Here is a 19,053-nt window from a genome sequence, read left to right on the forward strand (position 1 = left end):
CAGCACTTTTGCCAAGTATTATTTCATCTTTTTTGCCATCCCGTGCCACAAATAATAAACCTCTTCACACAATGCAGCGGTATCTTGCTGGATCCATCCTAAAACATCCCTCAATTTTCGCTCTTGCTCAGATATGGGGACAATGCCCCTTCCAATCTCAAGCATTATGATAATCACTTCACGGTCCAAATCGAGCTGGTTTTTCATATGAAGCCGATAGCTTTCCCTAATTTCATAATGATCCCTTTTTAACTTGATCTCTTTCATAATCCAATTTTCAAACCCCTCTAAAACAAGTGGCGTTTTGGAATTATTAAGCTCCCAAGTATGAGATAATTGCTGTCCTTCGTATGAAGAAACCCATGCTGCATCATTCCATTTGCTTTTTACAAACTTCCTTTTGCCGCTGCAGGCTCCGCCGATAATGAGATGCACCTCCACTCTCCCCCTTCTTTTTGTAAATGTAAGACAGCCGCTTGTCCAAAAGGTGCAGCAACGTCCCAATAAGACAAATCCTGAATCAGTTCAGACACTATCTTCCTAATGACTCCACCATGTGTAATAATAGCTATGCTTTTGACGTTCTGATTTAAAATGTCATTTATAAAAGATGCAATTCGTTTATGAAATTCTTCACCACTTTCTCCATTTGGCGTGCTGGTTTTTTCCCAGTGCTGCAGCCAATATGAATAGTGAGAATCATTTTTCAGTTCATCGTACGTTTGGCCTTCCCACTCACCAAAGTCCAGTTCCCTTAACCGTTCATCAGTAAGAAACGGTGTATCAGGATACAAAAAATCTGCGGTCTGCTGACAGCGCAATAAGTCACTTGAATATACAGCATCAGGAAGCCCTTGTGATAAGTAACGCTTAAGAGATTCATAGCTCAAAAGCGAGTCTTTTAAAACGGGTAGATCCATGTGGCCTAAATACTTTTTCTCTTTATTCCAGCTTGTCATACTATGCCTGATAATAACAAGCTGTAAAGAACGGCAAGATTCCATAGTTCAGCCCCCTCAATTGATGCACCGACAGTGTCTCCGTTTATTCCATTAAAATGGCTGGAAGCCCACCTTCCGAATAAAAAAGAAAAAAAGAGCTGCAAAATGAATATCACCATAAATTCCACTGGGAAAATTATGAAAGGAAGCAGCCAGCAAGCAGCCATCACGATATCCAATTTTGATAAATGCTTCTTCCAATAGAATGCCATTCCTGTCTTTTGAAAGGGTTCAAAAAGATACAGATGCAATAATGCCTGAAACCTTGAAATCACAGGAATGAAAATAAGATATACCCCGTTATTTTCATTCTCAAAATCTAAAATAGAATACAGCAGCATAAATTTCCAAATCAGTAAAAAAAGAGCGGCAAGCACGGCAAAACTGCCAACACGAGAGTCTTTTAAAATCTCAATCTTTTTTTCCGCGCTGCCATTTGAACCGACTGCATCAGCAACATCCATCACTCCGTCTAAATGAAGACCTCCAGTTAAGAATACCCACAGAGTCAGAAGGATCAATGTCATCAAATAAAGCGGTATGAAATTGTTTAATGAAAGATACAGCAAATACAGAAATCCGCCTATTACGAATCCTGCCATAGGATAAAACCGTAGTGCCCACTTCAGCGTTTTATCATCAATTGGGCAATTCACAGGTAACGGAATTCTAGTTAAAAACTGCAGCGCAAGAACAGCTCCGAATAAAACATTTTTCATATCTGCTCTCCTTCTGCCAATGAAACATAAGGACTTAATACACCATTCTTCTTCCAAATGATTGGTGTACCGCAAACCGTTTCTATAACAGTGTCGGACGCTATTACAATATGCTTATGTAAAGCCTCAAGACAGCTGATATAGCGCATTACATGCAAATCATGAATAGGTACCCCTTCATTCACATCATTTGAAACAATATACAGTGAAAAAGATCTAATTTCTGCTATGGATAGCACCGATTCTAAACGCTTAAATATAGCAGTATGTGATAGGTTTTCACTAAACATCAAATGACTCGTCCAAACGGTTAAGCAATCAATAAGTATGACCGATCCTTCTGGTAATTCATCTATTGCTTCATCAATGTAATATGGCTCTTCAATTGTTTCCCAAATATCTCCTCTGTCATGCTTATGTATAGCAATACGGTCAGCCATTTCTTCTCCCGTATTTTTAGCAGCAGTGGCAATGTAGAAAAGTCTGCCATCTTTTAATGATTCAAAAACTTCCACAGCTAGTTTTTCTGCCAATGAGCTTTTCCCTGACCGTGCTCCTCCAGAAATAAATGTAATCATAAATGGTTTCTCCATTTTTTCAAAGCAGTGAGCAGCACCCTATTCTCTTCCCTTGATCTAATTGCAAGACGAACAGACGAACCTTCTATTAGAGGGAAATTATTTGTATGCCTCGCAAGGATCCCTTCATTTGCAAGAAACAATAACAATGGCTCATGGTTTTCAAGTTTCGGATCATTCAGCAAATAAAAATTCACTTTTGTTTCAGATGGATTGAAGTTAAGGGCCAGAAGTTCGGTTTTTAACCAGCGCCATTCTTCTTTAAGCCATTGTTTTGTTTCTTCAAGGTGATCATATGTATGAGGCAGGGCATGAATCATTGACAGTGCAACGCAGTTGACGCTCCATGGAGTCGTCAAGGCTCTCAGCTTTTTAATAATCGTTTCATTAGCCAAAATATAACCGGACCTTATTCCAGGTACAGCGTAAATTTTTGTAAGTGATCGAATAATAATGAGATTTGAATAGTGTTCCAGCAAATCTTTTAAGCTCTCATCTTGCTTGTCTATAAAATGAATAAAAGCTTCATCGATTACTACATATATTCCATTTAGCAGAGTGTTTTTTAACAGCTTCTGAATCGATTTTTTCTCAATCATCTCTCCTGTGGGATTATTAGGTCTGCACAGGAATAGGACATCACATTGTTCTTTCTTCCCATTTTTAATATCCTCAAATCGCAGATTGAAGACTTTCACATCATGACTAAGGCATGCGCGTTCATATTCGCTGAACGTAGGCTGGAGAATACCGGCTTTCCCGTTTTGAAACATCTTGGAAACAAGAAAGATGGCTTCTGCTCCTCCATTGGTCAGCAGAAGGTTCTTCTCTTTTACACCTTCAAATTCAGCCAGAATTTCTCTCTCTTCTGGATATTCAGGATCCGGATAGATACTGCTGAGAAGATCGATGCTCTTATGCATGACCTTTATCATTTCGCCAGGTGTTCCCAAAGGATTTAAATTTGCACTAAAATCGAGGAATTCTTTCTTCGTAATCCCTTTCTTCTGAAGAACAGCTTGTATACTTGCAGATTTCCCTCCATGCTGTGGCCACATTTTCTTACCTCCCAATTGCCAAAATGATGAAATATACTGATAGAAAAATAATCCATGCCCCGTTCATGATTGTGATTGCTTTTTTTATATGTATAGAAGTAAGAGGTTCCAGCGGCTCACCCAATTTGGCACGCTCGGAAATCGCTCCGCCATAAATGTTGATTCCGCCAAGCTGTACTCCCAGCAGAGCGGCTGTCATTGCTTCAGGCCAGCCGCTGTTTGGACTGGGATGCTTTGGTGCATCTCTTTTCGTGATATGTATCGCATGTGCTTTTCTCATTTGCTTCAAGAATAAACTGCTTATCCACATACAAGCTGCGCAAATACGTGCCGGAATCCAGTTCAGAACATCATCAAGTCTGGCTGAACCATACCCAAAGTCAATATATCTCTCATTCTTGTATCCAACCATTGAGTCGAGTGTGTTTACGGCTCTGTATGCGAGCGCAAGTGGTGCACCCCCTATGATAGCGAAGAATAACGGAGAAATAATCGCATCTACTGTGTTTTCAGCAACTGTTTCTACAGTTCCTCTGACAACTTCTGAGGAAGGAAGATGAACGGTTTCTCGGCCTACAATAAAACCAAGCTTTTTTCTTGCTTCAGTCAGGTCACCTGCAATTAGCGGCTTATAAATTTCAATAGCAGCATCCCTTAACCCCTTGATGGCGATTGTTGTTGAAATGAGATAAACCTCAAAGATCCATCCAAGAAAGAAATGGGTTGAATACAGTAGTTTTAATAAAATATACGAACAAATAAACACAGATAAAGGCAATAGAAATGCGAGGATTATTCCCTTGAACTTTTTCCTGTTTCCTTTATTCCAAACTTTTTCCATAATGGAAATGAGTTTCCCAAACAAAACAACAGGATGAGGAATCCGTCTTGGGTCTCCTATAGCTAAATCAAGCAGCACACTTAGCAGAATCAGCAATGCGGTTTGTTCAGCGAATAGAAACATGCTGTTCCCTCAAACCTTTTAATGCCGTTTTCAGCAGTTCTCCAGCTGATTCAAAGATGCCATCTAAATCTGTAAGTCTTGGGGCATTGGGAGTTTTTCGCACACCGATGGCAATTTTGGAGCTTGTTCCATTGGTTTTTTGGGACTGAATCTTCAATTCATTCAATTTGAGAGATAAGTTAATAAGGTCTCGATCCATAAGAGGTGCATCAGTCAATATAGCGATATGTATATCAAGATCAAGAGGAGAATAAGACACAATGACTATAAAGGAGTACCTGCTTTGGTTCTTGATGATGTGATTTTGACTTAACGATTCAGGATTTGACTCACGCGAATTTTCTGTTATAGACCATAACATATGCGGTTCTCTGCTTGTGAAAACGATCGATTCTTCATTGTCAGCTATTTCATCATGGGTAAATATCCATTGTTTGCTCCAGGTAAAACCCTTGCCATTAGTACCTGCTGAGAGGGTCCTGAAAGCCTGATTCAGATTTACATATGTTGAATGCGCCATCTTATTAACTTGGACTGCAGACATAAGATCTGAATTCCCCTCATGAATATAATCAGGAGCAAGTGAAATTTGTGTTTTCGAAACAGAGGGATGATAAGTGAAATTCATGTTTACTTCGTACACATCAGTGAATGAACTTTCATTCTTTAAATGTAAACCCTCGTATATTCCTGCAAACTCGCCGTTTTTCAGTAATCCAACCTTATCAGCATATAGGGATGCAAGATTAATATCATGTAAGATTGCAAGGACTGTCAGGTTCGTGCTTTTTTGAAGCTTTTTCAATAAATCCAAGAGCTCCATCGTATGCTTTACATCCAGATGGTTTGTCGGTTCATCCAATAATAGCAGTTCAGGCTCCTGGGCCAATGCTTTTGCCAAAAGAACTCTTTGTTTTTCCCCTCCGCTTAAAGAATGATAGGGGCGTTGTCTATATTCCCATACAGAGGTTTGAACCATAGCATCTTCTACCGCTTTTTTATCAGCGTTTGTGCTTTCTTGAAAAAACAGCGATTTTTGATAGGGATACCTTCCAAGCATGACAATCTCTTCTACTGTAAAATCAAGACCGGCTTCGTTTTCCTGTGTCATGACCGCTGCTTTTTTAGCAAGCTCTCTTTGTGAAAAAGAAGCAATTGGCTTTGAATCCAGAATCATGTCTCCGCTATGAACAGGCAATGCTCCCATGATCAGGCGAATAATCGTTGTTTTTCCGCTGCCATTCGGACCTAATAAGGCGAAAAAATGGCCCCTTTCAATTCCAAAGGAAAGGTCCCGTACGACCGCTTTTTTATGATCATATCCTCCTGTCAGGTTCTTAACTTGTAACATATACATCCTTCTTTCATTTAGAGGTGTGCCATTTTCTTTTTTCTATTTTTTATGAGCAAAAGGGTAAATATCGGAGAGCCGATTAACGCGGTGACAACTCCAATAGGAAGTTCTTTAGGCGAAATGACAGAACGGGCAAGAAGATCGGCCAAAACAAGGTATCCTCCTCCGAACAGCATCGAGAGCGGGAGTACAATCCGATGATTTGCACCTGCTAAAAGACGCACTAGATGAGGGATCACAAGTCCAACAAAGCCTATTGCTCCAGATACGGCTACAGCGCTTCCTGTTAAAATGGATGCTGCAAATAAGATCATTGTTTTTTTTCTCTTTACATTCATTCCTGAGTAAAGTGCTGACTGTTCACCTAATGCCATATTATTAAGTTCGCGGAAATGAAACAGGATGATAATGGCACCAATAATAAAGAACGGCACCAATAATTGAACATGCCCCCACCCCCGCATGGCGACACTTCCCATAATCCAATATAGGATTTGACTGATGTCTTCCCTTGGAATTAAGGCGATCAGCAAGGAAATAAAGGCACTAATAAATGAAGAGATGATAATGCCGGCAAGAATAATGGTTTCATTCGTAAGCTTACCGCTTGCCAAATGTGTAAGGGCAAAGACAATTAACAAAATGATCATACCGAAGAGGATGGCAACGATCGGCAATGTGAAGCTGCCTAAAATCGTAATTTGGATTTGAAAAAATATGATGATAACGGCACCTAAGGAAGCTCCTGATGAAACACCAATTGTATAAGGGTCTGCAAGCGGATTCTGCAGCAGGCCCTGAAAGGCAGCACCGGCAAGTGATAAAGAAGCTCCTACAAAAAAAGCGAGCAGCACTCTAGAAAACCGTATTTCCCAAATGATCATCTCTGTGCTTTGTTCTCCTTGATACAGCTGGATATTGAGTATTTTGCCTGCAATAATTTTGAAAATATCAGGGACGGTTACAGAAACCGCCCCAATAAATACTGCTATGATCATACTGGTGATTGCAAAGACTGCTGAAAATAGAATCAGCAATCGATTCTTATTACTTGAAAATATCTGGATAAATGAGTTTCCCAAGCTCCTCAACTCCAGCTGCTAAACGCGGGCCAGGACGAGTAACCATATCGCTGTCTACGTCAAATACCTGTTTATTTTGAACAGCTTTTACTTCCTTCCATCCGCTGCGGTTCAGGACTTGATCAGCAGGATTTTCTACGTAATAACCATATGTTGTTACGATTACATCAGGATTGCTGCTCACGGTTTTTTCTTCGTCCATTTTCACCCAGCCTTCTTCTGCTTTTGCGACATTATCAGCATGAATTATTTCAAGCATTTCATTCATAAATGTCCCCTTGCCTGTAGTAAAGATATCCGGCTGAGGAGAGACCTCAATCCAAACGCGTTTTTGTTCTTTGACTGCTTCTGCTTTTTTCTTAATGACTTCGACTTTTTTATTCATGTCCAAAATGATTTCATCTGCTTTATCTAAAGTTCCAGTGGCTTTCCCTACTGTTCGGATTGCTGTATAAACCTGCTCAAATGAATTTTGTGAGCCAACAATAAAAACTTTGATTCCTGCTGCTTCAAACTGCTTAATGATTTCTCCATGATTTTGGGCATGGTAATCCTGTAAAAAAGCTACATCTGGCTGCAATGCTAAAATTTTCTCTGCATTTAAGTCCTGTGCTCCAACTTTTTCTTTCTCTAATGCAGCTTTAGGATAGTTATCGTAATCTGAAACACCAACTATCTCTTGTTCAAGGCCAAGTGCAAAAAGAATTTCTGTCGTGCTTGGCAGCAATGATACGATTTTTTCAGGCTTTTCTTCTAACGTTACCTCTTTCCCAATATCATCTGTAACGGTAACCGGATAGGCCTGTTCCTTGCTTTTTGACTGCTCAGTCTGGTCCACGCTCTTACTTGCTTCTTTAGTTTCTTCTCCCTGGGTGCAGCCAGTTAAAATCCCCGCTAATAAAACCATAATTAGTGCAAAAATACTAAAATATTTACCGAAAATCGTTTTCATTCATAATTCCCGCCTTTTATTTAATTGTCTCTTTCTTTTCTGCAATGCTTTCCTTTGACACACCTGCATGATCAAAGGTCGCCATTTCCTTTACCATTTTTGTGGCAGCTTCAACTAAAGGATATGCCAGTACTGCCCCGCTGCCTTCACCAAGCCTCATATCTAAAGAGAGAAGCGGCTTTTTTCCTAATAAATTGAGAACATGAAGATGTCCAGGTTCAACCGATAGATGACCTGCAATCAAGTAATCCCGCAAATGGTCATTTAGTTTTGATGCAATGAGGGCAGATGTTGTGCAAATAAAACCGTCTAATAGAATCGGAATCTTTTTCGATGCCGCAAAAAGCATTGCTCCAGCCATTGCGCCAATTTCAAAACCTCCAACCTTAGAAAGAACGTCTATCGGGTCATTGGCATTAGGTTTTAAAAAGTGAAGCGCTTTGTTAATGACCTCTGCTTTGTGTGCAACTTGCTTTGATTGGATGCCTGTTCCTGTCCCTGTGAGCTCTTCTGCAGGCAATCCGCTGAATGCTGCTGCGACTGCACTGCTTGATGCCGTATTACCAATCCCCATTTCTCCAACAATTAAAAGCTTTGCTCCTTTTTCAATCATGGCTTTTGCACTTTCCATGCCAGCTTCTAGCGAACGAATAGCATCCATTCTTGTCATGGCAGGTTCAATGGCAAAATTCTTTGTTCCATAGCCAATCTTTACTGAGTGAACACCAGGGATGTCAGCTTTTACTCCAACATCGACAATTTCTAATAAGCCATTCACATGCTTTGTAAATACATTGATGGCTGCTCCCCCGCTTAAAAAATTCATCACCATTTGAGCTGTGACCTCTTGAGGATAGGCAGAAACACCTTCCTCTGCAACACCATGGTCGGCTGCAAAGACGATGACTCCAGGAGGCGATACTTCAGGAATAAGGCTTGCCGTGATTTCTGACAGCTGCACTGCAACCTTTTCAATTGCTCCAAGACTATTAACCGGTTTAGTTAACGTATTTATGTGTTTAAATGCTTCAGATCCTTTTTGTTTATTTACTGGCTTTATTGCAGCAATTAGCTTAAATATATCAGTCACTGGTTTTTCACCTCCTTAAACGTTTTCATCATTTCATAAATGGTTTTCATATTAATAGAACTTCTAACGTGATCGGCCAGTCTGTCAAACTCGTTTTCCTTGAATTGACGGAAACGGAGCGAGCGCTCAATCGGAATTAAACCCTTTTTCACGCGAAGATTATTTAAATAGACTCCTCTAAACTCATCGTTATGGAAAACATCATGCAAATACGTACCGATTACTTGTCCATTATGAAGCGAGCAGCCTTCATTTTCACCTGAAAGAACGGAAAAGGGTTCGGTGGGCTGGAGCGTTTCCGATTGTCCCATATGTATTTCATATCCAGTTAAAGGGAGGCTTTCATAATCTTTTATGGCACAAATTCCTTCTGATCGGATTGTTTTCTTTTCAGCAAATAATGTTGTTTGAATAGGGAAAATACCGATTGCGTCAAGCTCTTGATAAATGGATTCAATGCCATTTGGATCAATCAGTTTATCCCCGAGCATTTGAAAGCCTCCGCAGATTCCTGCGATATAGATTCCTTTTTTGAAAGAAGAATTTATTTTTTCAAGGAGCCCTGTTTGCTGTAAAAACAATAAATCTTCTGCCGTGTTTTTTGTTCCCGGAAGAATAATGCAATCCGGATTTCCAAACTGCGAAGCTTTTTTTACAAACCTGATATTTACATCTGGCTCCAGTCTTAATGGATCAATATCTGTAAAGTTAGACATTCTTGGGTAAGAGAGAACCGCAATATCCAGCTCAGCCTCATTATTTGTTCCTTGCGAATACTGGTTTAGCACTAGTGAATCTTCACCATCAATTTCAAGATCAGGCAAAAATGGAATCACCCCAAGCACAGGAAGACCAGTATACTCCTCAAACCAGTCTAGTCCAGGCTGAAGCAATGATAGATCACCTCTGAATTTATTGATGACGACTCCAGTCACCCGCTTTCGGTCTTCTGGAGAAAGAAGCTGGAGTGTTCCTACGAGACTGGCAAAGACGCCGCCTTTATCAATATCGCCAATTAGGATCACAGGAGCATCTGAAAGAGCTGCGACTCTCATATTTACGAGCTCGCGATCATTTAAATTGATTTCAGCAGGAGAACCAGCCCCTTCAATAACGATAACTTCATAGTCTTTTGATAGATTTAGAAGTGACTCTTTAATCGCACGCAAACCTATTTGAAAAAAATCTTCTCTATACTGGGCAGCTTTCATATTGGCAAATGGCTTCCCATGAAAAACCACTTGGGATTCCATTTCTTTGGAAGGCTTGATCAAAATAGGGTTCATATCGGTCGTAGCTTCAATAGCAGCCGCTTCCGCCTGCACACCCTGGGCTCTGCCAATTTCTTTGCCATCTTTCGTAATATAAGAGTTTAAGGCCATATTTTGTGATTTGAAAGGTGCTGTTTTAAATCCGTCTTGATAAAAAATTCGGCAAAGTGCAGTGACCAGCATGCTTTTACCGGCATCGGAGTGTGTGCCCTGTATCATCAGCTTCATTGTTTTAGAAAGACCTTGTTCATCCGAAGCCTCAATATTCAATCCCATAAATCGCCTCTACACCTTCATCATAGTAGTGCTTTTCCACATTGATCACAGACACAAGGTCAGCGATCTCCTTTATTTCGTCTTTTGCATCTCTTCCTGTAAGAACAACATGAACATGTGGAGGACGATTTTTAATCGTATGTATGACTTCCTCAATCGGCAGTACATCATTTATCGGAAAAGTATGTATCGCCAGTGCATTATTGATTTCATCGAGAATGACGAGATTATACTTCCCGCACATAATTTTTTCCTTAGCAAGATTCCATGCAGATTTTAACGCTTGCCGGTGCTCATCAGGTGTTTTTGTCCATGTAAATCCAACGCCGAGCTGATGGATTTCTGCACCGTTTAGTTTTTCAAGTACATTTTTTTCTCCATAGGTTCTATCAGGTGATTTAATAAATTGCAGCATGGAGACTTTCATATCTCTTCCAATCGCCCGAACGGCAAGTCCAATGGCTGCCGTAGTTTTACCTTTGCCATTCCCCGTATAAACAAGTATTCTTCCATTTTGATCATTCACTGTTACCCATCCATCTCCCATCTTTTAATAATAAATATAAAAAAGACCTTGAACTGAAGTCAGTCAAGGCCTTTAATAAGCTAAATAAAACGCACAATAAGGGTTCCTGACTTATTCTTCCCACCGAAAAACAAGCAAAAACTTTAAAAGCAGGTCTCCTGGCTTCACGCTTCATTTCCGTTTGACCCTTCCCGACTCTTCAAGTCAGTGGGCATTTCAAACGAATCTGCGTTTACAGTAGCGGGGGCTGCACCGGATTTTCACCGGTTTCCCTATTATCCTAGCAATTAGGCACTTTTAAAGAATCATATTTTTTTGTTCATTGTAATCTATTCATCTGGAAATGTCATCAAATTCTTTTTTGCCTTCCAAAAGAATATCTGATTCAGGTTATTTAGAGATCATTGTTAAATCCTCAAGCTCGAGGCGCGTTGTTGTCTCCATTTGAAGTTTCTCTCCAAATCTCAGTTCAATCGTCTTTTTAAATAATGGCCCATCAAACACAAAGGTATGATACTCACCTGCCTCACCCATAGGACATATCGGCTGTGAGTGCATTCTTTCGATTAGTTCCTGATCAATTTCCTTGCCAAGCCATGTATCATCAAGCACATCATTCTGAGTTCTTATGATGACTGCTTTATATCCGCTGTTTGCAAATGCTTGAAGAGCTTGCGCTGCTTCCTTTTTCTCCATCCATAGCGGGTAAAGTGCTTCTACTCCCGCTGAGTCTGTAACCTTTTCTCCCCAGGTGCGGTGTTCATCTAGATATAAATCCCCGAAAGCTGCACTTGTAAGGCTGTATTTTTTCTTCAAGTGTTTAAGTGCGTCTATAAAACTCTGCGTATATCCTTCAAATGTGCATTCTATGAAATGGACCGGAATTCCTAATGCCTCGCTTTGAAACTGTATGGCTTCCATTTTTTCTCCATGGCCAAACGTTCTTCCGATCTCTGCTGGTACAGTTGTTATTAGACAAACAATCTCATGACCTTGTTGTATAAGCTTATGGAGCGCCATACAGCCATCTTTGCCGCCGCTCCATGATAGAGCGATTTTTTTTACCATCCTATTCATCACATCACTTTCAATAGTTGGATCATTCATTTTCTTCGTTAAATTCACGTTTGAATTCAGCTGTTTTATCGATAGCCTAATCTTCATAATAGTATCTCAATATTCCTATGTAAAGAATCTAACAAACAAAAATCGTCAGCTCCTATTAAATACTAGGATACCGACGATTATTGTCTGCAGATAAAGATGCCGCAAAATGATAAGAGGCTATTCGTTATCAAGCGCTATTTTTATTGCTGTCCGATACAAAAGTTCTGCACCAAGTGAGATATCTTCCATTGTTGAATACTCTTTTGGATTATGGCTAATCCCGTCTTTACATCGAACAAAGATCATTCCATATTCACATTCGTAGGACATGGCCAGTGAATCGTGAAAGGGTCCGCTCATTAATTCAATTGGTTTTAATCCCATTTCACTGCTTTCGTTCCTCATGACTTGCATAATTCTTTCAGAACAATATCGGGGTTCACTATTTGTATCTTCAATAATTTTATAGGTTAAATCATGGTATTCTGCTATGTCATGTATTTTTTTTCTTAATTTCTCTTCCATTTGATTCCGTCTTTCAATCTCAATATCTCTTAAGTCAATGGTGAATTGGACCTTCTCTGGAATAATGTTTCTGGAGTCAGGAAATATGTTCATGCTTCCAACTGTACCGACTGTTGGTGCTTCCACATCCTGGCCCGCTAATTCATTAAGGGCAACAACAATTTTGGCTGCACCAACTAACGCATCCTGCCGCATATGCATTGGTACAGATCCTGCATGTCCAGCGAAACCTTCTAATTCCACAGTCAGCCATAATGGTCCAGAAATTCCAGTTACAATTCCAACTGGTGTTTTTTTCGCTTCAAGGATCGGACCTTGTTCAATATGCATTTCAAGAAAAGCAGAAATACTTCCTGCCGGATACTCTGATTCCATAAACTTTCTCGGATCACAGCCGAAATCCTCCAATGCTTGCCTTCTGGTGATTCCATTTTTATCTTTCCGTTCCAATTCACCCTCTTCCAGTTTTCCGAGCATTCCTCTAACGCCGAACAACCCTTTATTAAAGCGGCATCCTTCCTCATCACAAAAAGCAACAATTTCAATCGGCATATTTGGCAAGATGTTTAGCTCTTGCATTCTTTGAACAGCTTCAAGTGCGCCTAATACACCAATGACTCCATCAAATCTGCCAGCATAAGGCTGTGAGTCAATATGTGAACCGAGCATTAAAATGGGGGCTTCAGAATTTCTTCCCTCTAATCGGCCGATCAGGTTTCCAAAATGATCTATTCTGGCGGTTAAACCTGCGTCTTCCATCCACTGTTTGACTGTTTCAACGGCTTGCTTATCCTCTTTTGATAAAGCTAGTCTGCAGACACCTGTCTCACTGATTTTTCCTATTTGTGAGAGAGTATGTATTCTTTGTTCCAGCCTTGCTTTATTTATTATCTGTGTTTTTTCTGCCATAGAAATCCCCTTTCCGTACAGTTGATAGAATATTCTATCTTAATAGTACCCGAAAATACCGTCATTTTACATGTTTCGTTATGTCAGATCATATAAGATGAGATTTAACATTTTGTCTAATTCCTTGATTTATTAGTCGTTCATTGTACTTTTGGAAGGATAAATATAGAATAGTATTTATAACTAAGCGGCCACTGGAGGTCTTTTTGAGAATGAAAGCAAGATATGAACTTAATCACATGAATTTAACTCTCAGCAATGTCACATTGCGGGATGCTGCAGACAGCTATGTTCTGCTGAAAGCTGCAGATGAAAATAATAATGAAGTAACAATAAAGCTATCGCATCATCAGGCAGAATTTCTTGAAGCGGAATTTAAAGATTTAAATCGAAGAAGAAAAAGCCATACTTCGGATTCATCGTTGAAAACTGAGGATGAAGATGACTCTTATAATCTTTTTAATAGCGAATTTTTTAATGAGGAATGAAATAATTTTAAAAGGTATGTCAAATTTGACATACCTTTTAAAATGCAGTTTATAAATTCTCGTTCTGTTGTTTTATTTCATCTCCGCCTAATAGAATGTTCGCTGATTCTTCATTTCTAAGTTCATCAATAGAATCCCCTGAAATGTCTTGATAATTTGGATGAGCGTGATTATCTTTGTTTTTCATTAACGAATCTTTCTTTTCTTTATTCATAATAAACAACTCCTTTTCTACAAGCTTTTGTAAAAATAAAAAGGTCTATTCCTTTTAAAGTAAAATAACCCTAAAAGATAAGACAAGTTTTACTCCTCCCTCTCATATAAATGAGAGAAAGACTAATAGGGAGGTTATAAACATGCGCTTTGTTTTAATTGAAAAGAAATGGATTTTTCTTGGATTAGCCCTTTTTGTAATTCTTGGATTTGGCGGCTGGTATTATTTCAATCCAATAACTTCTCCGACTGCAAAACTTGAAAATGACAGCACGAATTTAGAAATTCATATGGTGACTGGAGAATTCAAATCAAAAACAGCTGATGGAAAAGAAATTGAAGCCTACAGGTGGGATCCAGGAACAATTTATATCCCCCGAGGTGAAAACGTGACAGTCACGATTCATGGGATAAATGGAAGCGAGCACCCTTTCCGTATAGAAGGTACGGATATAACAGGGGTTGTGAAGAAAGGTTCAAAGACAGTCATTCCGTTAAAATTTGAAGAAGAAGGCATATATCGTCTGATTTGTGATACGCATTCCCATCACGGACAAGGAGTACCGATGATTGCTTATTTGATTGTTGATTAAAATTCTTTTTGCAGAATTCTGAATTCTTAATTACACTCAATAATTCTATAGAAAATTGTCAAAAAAAAGAGCTGGCATTCAGCTCTTTTTTTCTATGTTTCCTCACCGAATATAGCTATACTCTGTCTGTCAGTCACAAATTCCCGTCCATTCCATTTCAGCACATTCATCATCCATCCTAACCCATCTGCACTGTATCTGCCCGCTATATTTTGATATGCGTCGAGTTCAAATATTCCATCACGTTCAAAGTCAACGGGGTATAATCCAGACAGAGGAGCTACCCAGCCTTCTATAGGTTTTTTTAAAATACCGTTCTTATCATAGATCTCATTCAGGTATTCCTTCCCTTTGTATTGCAAATCAAGGATATATTTTTTGGAAGGATTATAGCTTATGACCTTGGCTTTAAATTGATCTTGATAGGTTACTTCATATTTGGATTTCTCATTAAATACTTCAGAGTCAAAAATCTGTTCTAATTTATTGTCTGCGTATGAGAAGACATATGCATAAATAATGCCGCCGCTGCCTCCAGAATTGATGACTACTAATATATCATCAACATTATTGCCTGTGAAATCACCTAAAAAGATCGAGGGGTCATATCCTGCATTTTGCTTTAGTTTTACTTGCTGAACCTGATTGGTTCTTCCATCCTTAATAAAAAGCGTGATATTCTGGAGAAATGGACTATCCGGGGTTTGATTTGCAGTAAGATAAACGGTATCTGGAATACCATCCCCCGTTACATCACCCTTTTCTTCAGCTGCAAAAAAACGATTGCGCGAATAAAAATCTGCAAAGTAAGGGCTGTTCCCCTTCATATTTGCTGCCTGATACCACGTGTTATGATTGTTTTTTAAAATCATCACATAATGTTCTCCATGATAGCTGTAAGCAGCTGCTGCTTCCATAACCTGATCTCCGTCTATATCAGCAAATAGGATTGCTTTGCGATTTTCAGGATCATGCAGTTCCAGAATATCAGCTTCTTGGGGCAAAAAACGTTTGAATAATAAATAGCTTTGTTCCATTCTTACACCTCATTTGTTATCTTTAGATACACCATTCTATGCCAGGAACTGTCTCGATAGGCTGAAATCAAGATGGTTGGGAACTCATCTTTAAATCATGTATAGTAATAAAAGAATACTTGTGTACTTTGCGGCAAGTTATGAGAAATATAAAAGGGATGTTTTGATATGAAAAAGGTTATTGTTATTGGTGGAGGCATACTCGGTGCTTCGACTGCTTATCATTTAGCTAAACGCGGAGCTGAGGTCATGATAATTGATCGCAGAGATGAAGGGCAGGCTACTGATGCTGCGGCAGGTATTGTATGTCCTTGGGTCTCACAGCGCCGGAATCAGGCATGGTATAAGCTTGCCAGAGGCGGAGCCAGGTATTATCCTGAGTTAATTAATGAATTAGAGAAGGATGGGGAATCAGACACGGGTTACAGCCGAGTGGGTGCGCTTATCCTGCATAAGGAAGCAGATAAAATAAAGAAGCTTGAAGAACGTGCGATAAAACGGAAAGAAGATGCACCGGAAATTGGCAGTATAACTGTTTTATCACATGAAAAAACGAAAAAAATGTTTCCGCCGCTTTCAGATGACTATGCATCTGTCCATATCGAGGGAGCTGCACGAGTTGATGGCCGAGCTCTGCGGGACGCACTGCTGAGAGCGGCTCAAAAAAATGGAGCTGTTTTTCTTATGGGAGATGCTTCACTGCACTATGAGGGAAACCAAGTAATTGGTGTACATACAGGAAGTAAAACGATCCTTGGTGATGAAATTATTGTATGTGCAGGTGCTTGGGCAAGCCATATATTAGAGCCGCTTGGCATTCATTTTAAAGTTACGTATCAAAAAGCACAAATCGTTCATTTGCACATGCAAAATGAAAAGACGAAAAACTGGCCAGTTGTAATGCCTCCAATTGATCAATATCTATTGGCTTTTGATGATGACCGAATTGTAGCGGGTGCTACGCATGAAAATGCTGTAGAAGGCTTTGATGTTCGAATAACGGCCGGAGGCTTACAGGAAGTTTTTACTAAAGCTATAGAAACAGCGCCTGGTTTAGCCAACAGTACGTTTCTTGAAGCTAGGACAGGCTTTCGTCCCTTCACTCCAGGTTTTCTCCCTGTAATCGGGAAGGTTCCTGGCTGGAATGGATTATTAGCCGCAAATGGGTTAGGCGCATCAGGTTTAACGATGGGTCCATACATAGGTTCCGAGCTTGCAAAGCTTGCTCTTGGAATGGAACTGGAAATTGATCTGGAACTGTATAAGCCGGAAAGTGCATTGGGGGATTGAAAATCCCCTGTATTTAATAAAAAGTGAATATTCATTCATTTCATTCTAATAAAAAGGATATACGAATAACGTATATCCTTTTTATCTATTTAGATCAGACCGACCAGCTTAAGGCCTATGAAAACAAAGATCCAGCTGTCAAGCCTGTCCAGAATTCCTCCATGGCCAGGCAGCAGCTTGCCGGAATCCTTTACTTTGAAATGACGTTTTAATGCTGATTCAACAAGATCGCCAATTTGCCCTGCAATGGATACGACAAACGTTAATAAAATGGTTTCGAAATAACTTTCAAATGGTTGAAGAGTCATCTGCAGGATAATCCCTATTATTAGAGCAATAATGATTCCGCCCGCAGATCCTTCGATTGTTTTATTTGGACTTACTTTTTCAGCAAGCTTTCTCTTTCCGAATTTCCTGCCAACAAAATAAGCTCCAGAGTCTGTTGCCCAAATCGACAAAAGCACTGCTAAAGTCCAAAGAAGTCCTTCATCAATACGTGCTTCAGCCAAGAATACAAATCCAAATCCAATATACAGCACACCAATCAGCAGGGTTCCTGCTTTTTCAATGGAATACTCAATGTTAAACACCGTGGATGTCAGAAAAAATAGGACAAGTGCCAGCAGCACTTTAATCTGAATTTGTTCAAAGCTTACATTCAAGAATGGCAGCAATGGTAAAAATAAGAGGACAATACCAGCTATGCCGACAGTCCACTTTGTCCCAAACGGACGGATTTTTATGATTGTCGTAAGTTCATGATAAGCAATAATCGCAAGGATCATAGTCAGATACGTAAACCAGAATTCTCCGATGTAAAAGGGAATCATAAACAGAATCAGTATGATACTTGCAGTGATGATGCGTTCTTTCATTTTTACACTTCCTTATCTTATGCTTGTATCCATTAAAATAGATTGTACTATAAAGATAAGGAAAACGTGTAATTAAATCGAAAATTGTCTGTTTATGTCTACGTTTATCGGTTTCTATTTGTGATTAAACAAATAAAGAGAAACAAAAAGCAAAAGAATGGCAGCGGATTTTTTTAGATCAAGCGGGTTCCTGATACCGCCAAAAAGCCCAAAATGATCAATCATTGCTCCGATAATAATTTGACCTGCAATGACAGCTGCAAAGGCTGGAGCAACTCCGATTTTAGGAACAGCAAGTACCATAACAAAAACATAGAATGCTCCTAAAATACCACCTGTCAATTGCCACTTAGGTACTGAAGAAACAGCTAAAAGATTTCCTTTCCCGAAAAAAAGGACGGCAAATAACAGCACTAAAGTTCCAACCGCAAAAGATATAAAGGATCCTTCAATGGCTCCTGCTTTTTTGCCTAAACCCCCATTTATTTGTGCTTGAAAGGCTACTGCGATTCCGCCGGCTAATGCCAGCAGAGAAAAAAGTAATTTCACTAGCGAAAAGCTCCTTATCCATTATTGACTAACAAGTCTCTATACCAATAAGAGTAATAGATTCATAAAAGAAATGCACGTATGGGGATTTCAAATTTTTTCTTGCCACTCATACTGCCCATAATTATGTTGTTCAAAAGACAGTGTCAGGTCTCATTTTTCATAGTTCAACTATTATTTTAATTCGGAAAAATTTGTTCATCACCTTCAAAAAAAAGAACATACGCTAACTGCGCATGTTCTAATAAAACATTATGTAAATCAGCTTTCTTCCTCTTCATCCATCATTTCATCAAATGCAGCAGAAACTTTGTCAAACTCATCGTCACTCTCGATCGCAGTGAAGTCGCCTTCTTCGTCGACTCTTAAGAAATAAATATCAATGTCTTCTTCTGTTTCCTGCTGAATTTCTTCTACAAACCCGACTGCTACGTATTCTGTTCCTTCCACAGTCAATACTCCAAGCACTTCAACCTCTTGCTCTTGATCATTTTCATCGCTGATCGTAAAGATTTCGCCTACTTCAATTTTATCCATCAGAAATTCTCCTTTCTGCATTAATAATGGATGACATCTGCCTTTCTTATTTTCCCTAA

General features: G+C 39.4%; 22 protein-coding genes and 1 riboswitch. Of the genes, 3 read left to right on the top strand and 19 right to left on the bottom strand.

All coding sequences use genetic code 11. From position 1 onward, the window contains the following. Nucleotides 1–18: 18 nt before the first annotated feature. The 14 genes from CYJ36_RS06470 to CYJ36_RS06535 all read right to left on the bottom strand — a co-directional run bounded on the left by CYJ36_RS06470 (nt 19) and on the right by CYJ36_RS06535 (nt 13,412). Nucleotides 19–435 carry a bifunctional adenosylcobinamide kinase/adenosylcobinamide-phosphate guanylyltransferase gene (locus tag CYJ36_RS06470; protein WP_180850110.1) on the bottom strand — a complete coding sequence of 139 codons (417 nt, stop codon included), beginning with the start codon at nt 433–435 and terminating at the stop codon, nt 19–21. Beyond that, nucleotides 387–1,004, bottom strand: coding sequence for a histidine phosphatase family protein (locus CYJ36_RS06475; protein ID WP_101566025.1), 618 nt, complete (start codon nt 1,002–1,004; stop codon nt 387–389). The genes CYJ36_RS06470 and CYJ36_RS06475 overlap by 49 nt, the downstream gene beginning before the upstream one ends. Beyond that, a complete protein-coding gene (cobS, locus tag CYJ36_RS06480) occupies nt 956–1,720 on the bottom strand; it encodes an adenosylcobinamide-GDP ribazoletransferase (RefSeq protein ID WP_101566027.1) in 765 nt (254 codons plus the stop codon). Before cobS ends, CYJ36_RS06475 begins: the two co-directional genes overlap by 49 nt. After that, nucleotides 1,717–2,298, bottom strand: coding sequence for a bifunctional adenosylcobinamide kinase/adenosylcobinamide-phosphate guanylyltransferase (locus CYJ36_RS06485; protein ID WP_180850112.1), 582 nt, complete (start codon nt 2,296–2,298; stop codon nt 1,717–1,719). The genes cobS and CYJ36_RS06485 overlap by 4 nt, the downstream gene beginning before the upstream one ends. After that, a complete protein-coding gene (locus tag CYJ36_RS06490; protein WP_101566031.1) occupies nt 2,295–3,356 on the bottom strand; it encodes a pyridoxal phosphate-dependent aminotransferase in 1,062 nt (353 codons plus the stop codon). The genes CYJ36_RS06485 and CYJ36_RS06490 overlap by 4 nt, the downstream gene beginning before the upstream one ends. A 4-nt stretch (nt 3,357–3,360) precedes the next feature. Beyond that, entirely contained in the window at nt 3,361–4,320 is a 960-nt protein-coding gene (gene cbiB, locus CYJ36_RS06495; RefSeq protein WP_101566033.1) for an adenosylcobinamide-phosphate synthase CbiB, read from the bottom strand. Continuing rightward, nucleotides 4,304–5,671, bottom strand: a complete 1,368-nt coding sequence (locus CYJ36_RS06500) for an ABC transporter ATP-binding protein (protein WP_180850114.1) — start codon at nt 5,669–5,671, stop codon at nt 4,304–4,306. Before CYJ36_RS06500 ends, cbiB begins: the two co-directional genes overlap by 17 nt. A 17-nt stretch (nt 5,672–5,688) precedes the next feature. Beyond that, the gene (locus CYJ36_RS06505; protein WP_257962407.1) at nt 5,689–6,756 is read right to left on the bottom strand and encodes a FecCD family ABC transporter permease; all 1,068 of its coding nucleotides are present in this window, start codon (nt 6,754–6,756) and stop codon (nt 5,689–5,691) included. Further along, nucleotides 6,722–7,708 carry an ABC transporter substrate-binding protein gene (locus tag CYJ36_RS06510; RefSeq protein ID WP_101566037.1) on the bottom strand — a complete coding sequence of 329 codons (987 nt, stop codon included), beginning with the start codon at nt 7,706–7,708 and terminating at the stop codon, nt 6,722–6,724. Before CYJ36_RS06510 ends, CYJ36_RS06505 begins: the two co-directional genes overlap by 35 nt. A gap of 16 nt (nt 7,709–7,724) precedes the next feature. Further along, complete coding sequence (gene cobT, locus CYJ36_RS06515) at nt 7,725–8,798, bottom strand: nicotinate-nucleotide--dimethylbenzimidazole phosphoribosyltransferase (protein WP_374702783.1); 1,074 nt, start codon at nt 8,796–8,798, stop codon at nt 7,725–7,727. Beyond that, nucleotides 8,795–10,345 (bottom strand): cobyric acid synthase, encoded by a 1,551-nt coding sequence (locus tag CYJ36_RS06520; RefSeq protein WP_257962408.1) that lies wholly within the window; start codon nt 10,343–10,345, stop codon nt 8,795–8,797. Before CYJ36_RS06520 ends, cobT begins: the two co-directional genes overlap by 4 nt. After that, a complete protein-coding gene (locus CYJ36_RS06525; protein WP_101566038.1) occupies nt 10,329–10,892 on the bottom strand; it encodes a cob(I)yrinic acid a,c-diamide adenosyltransferase in 564 nt (187 codons plus the stop codon). The genes CYJ36_RS06520 and CYJ36_RS06525 overlap by 17 nt, the downstream gene beginning before the upstream one ends. A gap of 110 nt (nt 10,893–11,002) precedes the next feature. Continuing rightward, nucleotides 11,003–11,185: riboswitch (cobalamin riboswitch) on the bottom strand. A 76-nt stretch (nt 11,186–11,261) separates the two neighbouring features. Beyond that, nucleotides 11,262–12,035 (bottom strand): diphthine--ammonia ligase, encoded by a 774-nt coding sequence (locus tag CYJ36_RS06530; RefSeq protein WP_308315268.1) that lies wholly within the window; start codon nt 12,033–12,035, stop codon nt 11,262–11,264. A gap of 120 nt (nt 12,036–12,155) precedes the next feature. Next, nucleotides 12,156–13,412: a M20 family metallo-hydrolase gene (locus CYJ36_RS06535; protein ID WP_101566040.1), complete on the bottom strand. Its 1,257-nt coding sequence runs from the start codon at nt 13,410–13,412 to the stop codon at nt 12,156–12,158. Nucleotides 13,413–13,624: 212 nt separating this feature from the next. Here CYJ36_RS06535 and CYJ36_RS06540 point away from each other — a divergent pair, with 212 nt between their 5' ends. Beyond that, the gene (locus tag CYJ36_RS06540; RefSeq protein WP_101566042.1) at nt 13,625–13,900 is read left to right on the top strand and encodes a hypothetical protein; all 276 of its coding nucleotides are present in this window, start codon (nt 13,625–13,627) and stop codon (nt 13,898–13,900) included. A 49-nt stretch (nt 13,901–13,949) separates the two neighbouring features. On the opposite strand, the gene CYJ36_RS23560 is transcribed toward CYJ36_RS06540, so the two are convergent. Beyond that, nucleotides 13,950–14,114 (bottom strand): hypothetical protein, encoded by a 165-nt coding sequence (locus CYJ36_RS23560; protein WP_180850156.1) that lies wholly within the window; start codon nt 14,112–14,114, stop codon nt 13,950–13,952. Nucleotides 14,115–14,256: 142 nt separating this feature from the next. Between CYJ36_RS23560 and CYJ36_RS06545 the strand changes: the two genes are divergently transcribed. Further along, entirely contained in the window at nt 14,257–14,706 is a 450-nt protein-coding gene (locus CYJ36_RS06545; RefSeq protein ID WP_101566044.1) for a cupredoxin domain-containing protein, read from the top strand. 92 nt (nt 14,707–14,798) lie between these two features. On the opposite strand, the gene CYJ36_RS06550 is transcribed toward CYJ36_RS06545, so the two are convergent. After that, nucleotides 14,799–15,578, bottom strand: coding sequence for a hypothetical protein (locus tag CYJ36_RS06550; RefSeq protein WP_374702790.1), 780 nt, complete (start codon nt 15,576–15,578; stop codon nt 14,799–14,801). A gap of 333 nt (nt 15,579–15,911) precedes the next feature. On the opposite strand from CYJ36_RS06550, the gene CYJ36_RS06555 reads away from it, so the two are divergent. Next, on the top strand, nt 15,912–17,033 hold the full coding sequence (locus tag CYJ36_RS06555) for an NAD(P)/FAD-dependent oxidoreductase (RefSeq protein ID WP_101566046.1): 1,122 nt from the start codon (nt 15,912–15,914) through the stop codon (nt 17,031–17,033). An 89-nt stretch (nt 17,034–17,122) separates the two neighbouring features. On the opposite strand, the gene CYJ36_RS06560 is transcribed toward CYJ36_RS06555, so the two are convergent. The 3 genes from CYJ36_RS06560 to CYJ36_RS06570 form a co-directional block, all read right to left on the bottom strand. Further along, complete coding sequence (locus tag CYJ36_RS06560; RefSeq protein ID WP_101566048.1) at nt 17,123–17,908, bottom strand: phosphatidate cytidylyltransferase; 786 nt, start codon at nt 17,906–17,908, stop codon at nt 17,123–17,125. Nucleotides 17,909–18,022: 114 nt separating this feature from the next. Then, nucleotides 18,023–18,457, bottom strand: a complete 435-nt coding sequence (locus CYJ36_RS06565; protein WP_101566050.1) for a DMT family transporter — start codon at nt 18,455–18,457, stop codon at nt 18,023–18,025. A gap of 261 nt (nt 18,458–18,718) precedes the next feature. Continuing rightward, nucleotides 18,719–18,994 (bottom strand): DUF1292 domain-containing protein, encoded by a 276-nt coding sequence (locus tag CYJ36_RS06570; RefSeq protein WP_101566052.1) that lies wholly within the window; start codon nt 18,992–18,994, stop codon nt 18,719–18,721. Between the last annotated feature and the right edge of the window lie 59 nt (nt 18,995–19,053).

The sequence above is a fragment of the Bacillus sp. UMB0893 genome (assembly GCF_002858905.1).
GTDB lineage: Bacteria > Bacillota > Bacilli > Bacillales > Bacillaceae > Bacillus_P.